This is a genomic window from Roseateles sp. (genome assembly GCF_046300915.1).
GTDB lineage: Bacteria > Pseudomonadota > Gammaproteobacteria > Burkholderiales > Burkholderiaceae_C > Kinneretia.
The window spans coordinates 1-5,310 of record NZ_JBKCLH010000096.1 but is presented as its reverse complement, the minus strand read 5'-3'; the positions used below and the strand labels follow the sequence as shown (position 1 = coordinate 5,310).

The window sequence follows — 5,310 nt, the reverse complement described above, 5'->3', positions numbered from 1 at the left end:
GGCTTTGACGATATGGACGACGATATTCCGTTCTGAGTCTCAATAGATCCACTTTCAGTGGGTAGTGGCCCGCCTCTCATAAAGAGCGGGCCTTTTTTGTACCCACACGCAAATCGAGAACCTCTGGTTAAAGCGCTCGTCAGTTACGTGAGTCGATTTTTCGGGTAGCGAGAAAGGATCGAATTGGAAGTTGAAAGAGCTTCTCAATTTGTCTGTGGGCAACCCAGCGCGGCGGTGCTCGCGCAACCCCGAGCGAATGAGCGCCAGGTTGCGCTAGTCCTGCATCGCGCCAAGCTGGGGCATGCCCGCGAGCGAGAGCAGCAGGAGCTGCTGGGATGAGTCAGCAGTCTCATCGGCACCACTACATCCCGATTTGGTACCAGAAGGGGTTTCTGGCGCCGGCGCAGACCAGCTTCAAGATTCTGGACATGCGGCCTGATGTCTTCAGGGATGCGAGCGGCAAAGTCCGGCGCGTGGGCCGAACCATCTTGAATAAGGGGCCCAACGCCCACTTCTGGGAGCAGGACCTTTACACCATCCGGTGGCTCGGCCGCACAGACGACGTGATTGAACGACAGTTGTTCGGCGCAATCGACACGTACGGCAAGAGGGCTATCGAGGCCTGGCTCGCCGAAGACTTCAACACCGTTCATGACACGTACTGGCACGTCTATGAGTTCATGGACGCGCTGCGATTGCGGACCCCAAAGGGGCTGCGCTTCGTGCAAGCGATGACTCGTAAGCGGAGCCAGCTTGACCTCATGGTGGCGATGCAGGAGCTTCGTCGCATGCACTGCGTGATGTGGGCGGAGGGCTGTCTTGAGATTGCTCGCGCACCGGAGGGCTCGGGCTTCATCTTCTCGGACCATCCGGTCGTGCTGTTCAACCGGCACGTCTTTCCTGGTGACCCGATGATTCCCGCAGGTCATGACCCGGCTTTGCACTGGCAGGGCACACAGACCCTCTTCCCGTTCGACCGTGAGCGTCTGTACATCCTTACGCACGTCGAGTACGCGCACTCGCCCGGGCCGTTGAAGGCACGGAAACCGCGGACCAACTCCAGGTACTTCGACCCTAGCAACCCGATGGTGCGATATGACGACTGCATTCGGTCTCGCACCCTGACGTCTCAACAAGTCCTCGAGGTCAACTACATCATCAAGGCTCGAGCTGACCGCTACATCGCCGGCCGGACCGAAGAGGACCTATACCCTGAGCGCCACTTGAAGACGACCGTGTGGAGCAAGCTCGGCGAGTTTCTTCTGCCCCCGAAGCACAAGGTGGTCAAGCAGGCCGGGTACACGGTCGTGAAGTCGAAGGATGGCAGCTACTACTTCCAGGACCAGTTCGGCCGACGCCCTCAGTCCACGGAGGAGTACGAACGCGAGGTGAGGCGCGCCAATGAGATGGAGGCCCACTTTCGAAGAGTGCTCACCAAGCACCGCGCTGAACGAGGCGAGCCACCGCCAGTGTTCGACGACTGAACCACCGACCTGCCTGATGCTCAGCGATGGGTCGAGTACTGCATGTACTCGTCGTTGTACAGGGCGTTGCGAAGCTGTGCGCTGAGCGCGGCAATGCGAAGACGAGTCTGCTCGATAGCCGCGTCACTTTGCGGGCCCGGTTGAGTGACGCCGTTGTAGCTGAACAGTCCCGACCAATCGAGTTCATTGCAGGCTCTGGCAGCCCGAATGCACTCGAGGAAGTAGCGTCGGTCCTGCTCCTTGGCAGCTTCGAGCGCTGGCTTGCCGTAACGGACCTCGGCCAGGACAAAGAGGCCCGCCGCTGCAGCAATCAAGACAGCGCCCCAATGCGTGCCACCTAGCAGTGCGACACCCCCCACCGCAAGCAGTATCCCAGCCAATACACCTGTGGCCATCGCCTTGAATAGCCTTGCCGAGGCCTTGCGCTGCAGAGTGGTCTGCTCGGCGCTCTCGCGAATCGTCTTGAGCCGCTCACTAAAGCGCTCGAGGTGGGCGACGTGGTTCTCGCTTGACGGGTAGTAGGAGTGCAGCGACTTCAGATAGAAGACCAGCGTTTCAACCTGCTCAGCAGACAGCGACCGTAGCGCCGGGAGAACAGGCGCTACGGCCTCGAAGAGCGTCGCGTCCTGCTCGACGTAGCTAAGGTACTCTGGTTGCATGGCTGTATCCCCCCCCCGTAGTTCTTCCGCGAGTCTACGTACCTGTCCCGGCCTTATCCACAAACAGCCAAGACCAGGGCTGACATCCCGCCAGCAATGGTGATTTGAGGCGCACCGCCCACATCAAGAGCGGACCGTGAGCCCCTCACTCAATCACAGCGAGCAATCTGCCAACGGTTCCTTTTCCGCATAGCCCTTCTGACCGCTTGATCGCGCCCACGGCCCCCTGCCTCGCCCCAGCCGCGATACGGGAGTCACGACGGCAGCGGTGACGGACAGGAAACAAGCCTCAGGCGCTCGGTGCCTGGGGCTTTTTGCTTAAGGGGCGCAGCTGATCAGCGCTGCCTGCCGCGAGCGGCGCGCGCTAGGGCCCCGCGTTCGGCCGCTCAAGCCGAACCTCATCGTCGCCGTACGGGCCCGCGAGCTGCCAGCCGCGGGCCTCATAGAAAGCTCGTGCGCGTGTGGTGGTTCCGGTGGACAGCCAGAGCCGCTCCGGCCGGGGTTGCAGCGTCGCGAACCACCCGAGCATCTCGGCATGCAAGGCGGCTCCCAGGCCGCGGCCCTGGGCCTCGGGCCGCACAAAGAGCGCCCAGACCTGGCCGGACCTCAGGCCGATGGCGAAGCCCAGGATTCGCCCCGCCTGTTCGGCCACCCAGCCCCGGCCTTCGTCCTCGATGGCGCGCCGCAATTCCTCGTCCGAAATTCGACCGGGTTGCAGGGTGTTCTCGGTCACCGCATAGCGGACCTCCCACAGCCCCGGCATGTCATCACGGACGGCGGGGCGAAGGGTCGTAGGCGCGCTCATCCCTGTGCACCCCCGATCCCCATGAATATGTGCGGCATCCGCGCAATCCTTTCTCGTTGCAAACGCCCCGGCCACCCCTCGCACTCCTGTCATCTTGGCGCCATACATTGCGCTGTCCACCCCAAACAGGGGGGGGCGCAAGTCCTGATTGCGGCTGGGGAATGAGCCGGGGATAGTCGCTCCCTTCCGGGTCGTCCTTGTCTTGCCTCCTGGCTTTCGCCTCGCAGCTCTTGTTGTCCACCTTGTTGCCCATGCCCGCCGCCGTATCCAAGCCCTTCCGTCGTGTCCGTGGCTTCACCCTGCTGGAGTTGCTGGTGGTGATGGTCATCATCGGCCTGCTGGCCGGCTATGTGGGCCCCAAGTTCTTCGGCCAGATCGGCAAGTCCGAGGTCAAGGCGGCGCGCGCGCAGATGGACGCCCTGGGCAAGGCCCTGGACCAGTACCGTATCGATGTGGGCCGCTACCCCGGCACCGAGCAGGGCCTGGCCGTGCTGGTGACCAAGCCGGCCGATGAGCCGCGCTGGGCTGGGCCTTATCTCTCCAAGGCCGTGCCCAAGGACCCCTGGGGCAAGGACTACCAGTACCGCTCGCCCGGCGAGCATGGCGACTACGACCTGATCTCCCTGGGCCGCGACGGCCGCCCCGGCGGTGAGGGCGAGGACGCCGACCTGACCAGCTGGTGAGCGGGGCGGCGTCCTACCCCGCTTCCTCGCCCCGCCTCCCGCTCCCGCCATGCCGCAGTACCTGATCCGTGTGTTCGATCCCGCGCGCGGGAACGCGGCCTCACGCCGGGTGGAGGCCAGCGACCGCCAGGCCGTGGCCGCCGCGGCCGGCGTGGCGCCCCAGCATCTGCTGGAGGTGCGCGAGCTGGACGATCAGCCGAGCACCGCGCACATGCCGCGCTGGCGCCGCGGCAGCGCACGTTTTCCCCTGCAGCTCTTCAGCCAGGAGCTGGCCGTGCTGCTGGATGCCGGCATCGCCCTGCTGGAGGCCCTGAGCACCCTGCGCGAGAAGGAAAGCCAGCCTGGCGTGCGCGCCGCCCTGGACGGCGTGGTGGATGCGGTGCAGCAGGGCCAGCCGCTCTCGGCCGCCATGCGCGCCCAGCCCCAGGCCTTTGACGAGCTGGTCTGTGCCATCGTGGCGGCCAATGAGCGCACCGGCCAGCTCAGCGTGGCCCTGGCCCAGCATGCGCGCTACCTGGCCTGGGTGGAGAGCCTGCGCTCCCGCCTGGTGGCGGCCTGCGTCTACCCGGCCATGCTGCTGCTGGTGGGTTCGGCCGTGATTCTCTTTCTGCTGCTCTTCGTGCTGCCGCGCTTTGCCGGCATCCTGGAGGCCACCAGCGCCGAGCTGCCCTGGGCCTCGCGCGTGCTCATCGGTTTTGGCCAGACGGCCGGCGCCCATCCCTGGCTGGTGCTGGGCGGCATGGCCGCGCTGGCGGGGGCAGGTCTTGCCCTGTGGCGCCACACCGGCCTGCGCGCCCGCCTGCAGGCCCGGCTCTGGACCCTGCCGGGCCTGGGGCCGCGCCTGCGCGTGCTGGCCCTGGCGCGCCTGTACCGCAGCCTGGCCATGCTGCTGGGTGCGGGCGTGCCGGCCCTGCCGGCCCTGCGCCTCGTGCAGGATGTGGTGGCCGCGCCCTGGCGCCCGGCGGTGGCCGCGGCCGCCGAGCAGGTGGCCCAGGGCGGCCGCTTCTCCGACGCCCTGGAGGCGCAAGACCTGGCCACCCCCGTGGCGCGCCGCATGGTGCGCGTGGGCGAGCGCAGCGGCGAGCTGCCCGCCATGCTGGAGCGGGCCGCGGCCTTTCATGACGAGGAGGCGGCGCGCCTGACCGAGCTGCTGACCCGGGCCATCAACCCCGCCCTGATGCTGATCATGGGCGTGCTGATCGGCGGCATCATCGTGCTGATGTACCTGCCCATCTTCCAACTGGTGGAGCAAGTGCAGTGACGCATTCCCTCTCCGACTGGCTGCCCGCCGAACACGGCCCCTGGCATCTGGACTTCGAGCGCTGGCCCCAGGCCCAGGCGCAGCGCTGGCGCGCGGTGCTGGCCGTGGGTCAGGGCGAGCGCCTGGTGCTGCTGGCCGAGCGCGAGCAGGACGCCCTGCTGCTGCAGAGCGTGGAGACCCGGCTGCAGGCTCCGGTGCGCTGGCTGCGCTGCGAGCCCGCGGCGGTGGAGCATTGGCTGGGCGCGGGCGAGGCGGACTTTCGCGCACTCTCCGATGTGGACGAGGGCCTGGACCCGGGTGCGGCGGCCGGCCAGCAGGCCGAGGAGCTTTCGGCCCTGCGCCTGTCGGAGCAGGCCTCGCCGGTGGTGCGCCTGCTCAATGCCACGCTCTACGACGCGCTGCAGGACGGGGCCAGCGA

Annotated in this window: 5 protein-coding genes and 1 pseudogene; 4 read left to right on the top strand and 2 right to left on the bottom strand. The window is 66.5% G+C overall.

Translation table 11 applies throughout. The features are described from left to right. Positions 1-335 precede the first annotated feature (335 nt). Positions 336-1,484, top strand: a complete 1,149-nt coding sequence (locus ACK5F2_RS07215) for a hypothetical protein (protein WP_409863793.1) — start codon at positions 336-338, stop codon at positions 1,482-1,484. 20 nt (positions 1,485-1,504) lie between these two features. Here ACK5F2_RS07215 and ACK5F2_RS07210 read toward each other — a convergent pair whose 3' ends face one another. Together ACK5F2_RS07210 and ACK5F2_RS07205 are read right to left on the bottom strand one after the other, a co-directional pair. Continuing rightward, positions 1,505-2,143 carry a hypothetical protein gene (locus tag ACK5F2_RS07210; protein ID WP_409863792.1) on the bottom strand — a complete coding sequence of 213 codons (639 nt, stop codon included), beginning with the start codon at positions 2,141-2,143 and terminating at the stop codon, positions 1,505-1,507. A gap of 364 nt (positions 2,144-2,507) precedes the next feature. After that, positions 2,508-2,906: a GNAT family N-acetyltransferase gene (locus ACK5F2_RS07205; RefSeq protein WP_409863791.1), complete on the bottom strand. Its 399-nt coding sequence runs from the start codon at positions 2,904-2,906 to the stop codon at positions 2,508-2,510. Positions 2,907-3,199: 293 nt separating this feature from the next. Here ACK5F2_RS07205 and gspG point away from each other — a divergent pair, with 293 nt between their 5' ends. From gspG to ACK5F2_RS07190, 3 genes and pseudogenes are all read left to right on the top strand, one after another. Further along, positions 3,200-3,631, top strand: a complete 432-nt coding sequence (gene gspG, locus ACK5F2_RS07200; RefSeq protein WP_409863790.1) for a type II secretion system major pseudopilin GspG — start codon at positions 3,200-3,202, stop codon at positions 3,629-3,631. Between the two features lie 49 nt (positions 3,632-3,680). Next, a complete protein-coding gene (locus ACK5F2_RS07195) occupies positions 3,681-4,892 on the top strand; it encodes a type II secretion system F family protein (RefSeq protein WP_409863788.1) in 1,212 nt (403 codons plus the stop codon). Next, positions 4,889-5,310: pseudogene (locus tag ACK5F2_RS07190) on the top strand (type II/IV secretion system protein); the annotation flags it as partial. The gene ACK5F2_RS07195 and the pseudogene ACK5F2_RS07190, both read left to right, overlap by 4 nt.

Excerpts from the sequence above, each read along its gene's own strand:
- ACK5F2_RS07215 (WP_409863793.1), top strand. The coding sequence starts at position 336 with ATGAGTCAGCAGTCTCATCGGCACCACTACATCCCGATTTGGTACCAG.
- ACK5F2_RS07210 (WP_409863792.1), bottom strand. The coding sequence starts at position 2,143 with ATGCAACCAGAGTACCTTAGCTACGTCGAGCAGGACGCGACGCTCTTC.
- ACK5F2_RS07205 (WP_409863791.1), bottom strand. The coding sequence starts at position 2,906 with ATGCCGGGGCTGTGGGAGGTCCGCTATGCGGTGACCGAGAACACCCTG.
- gspG (WP_409863790.1), top strand. The coding sequence starts at position 3,200 with ATGCCCGCCGCCGTATCCAAGCCCTTCCGTCGTGTCCGTGGCTTCACC.
- ACK5F2_RS07195 (WP_409863788.1), top strand. The coding sequence starts at position 3,681 with ATGCCGCAGTACCTGATCCGTGTGTTCGATCCCGCGCGCGGGAACGCG.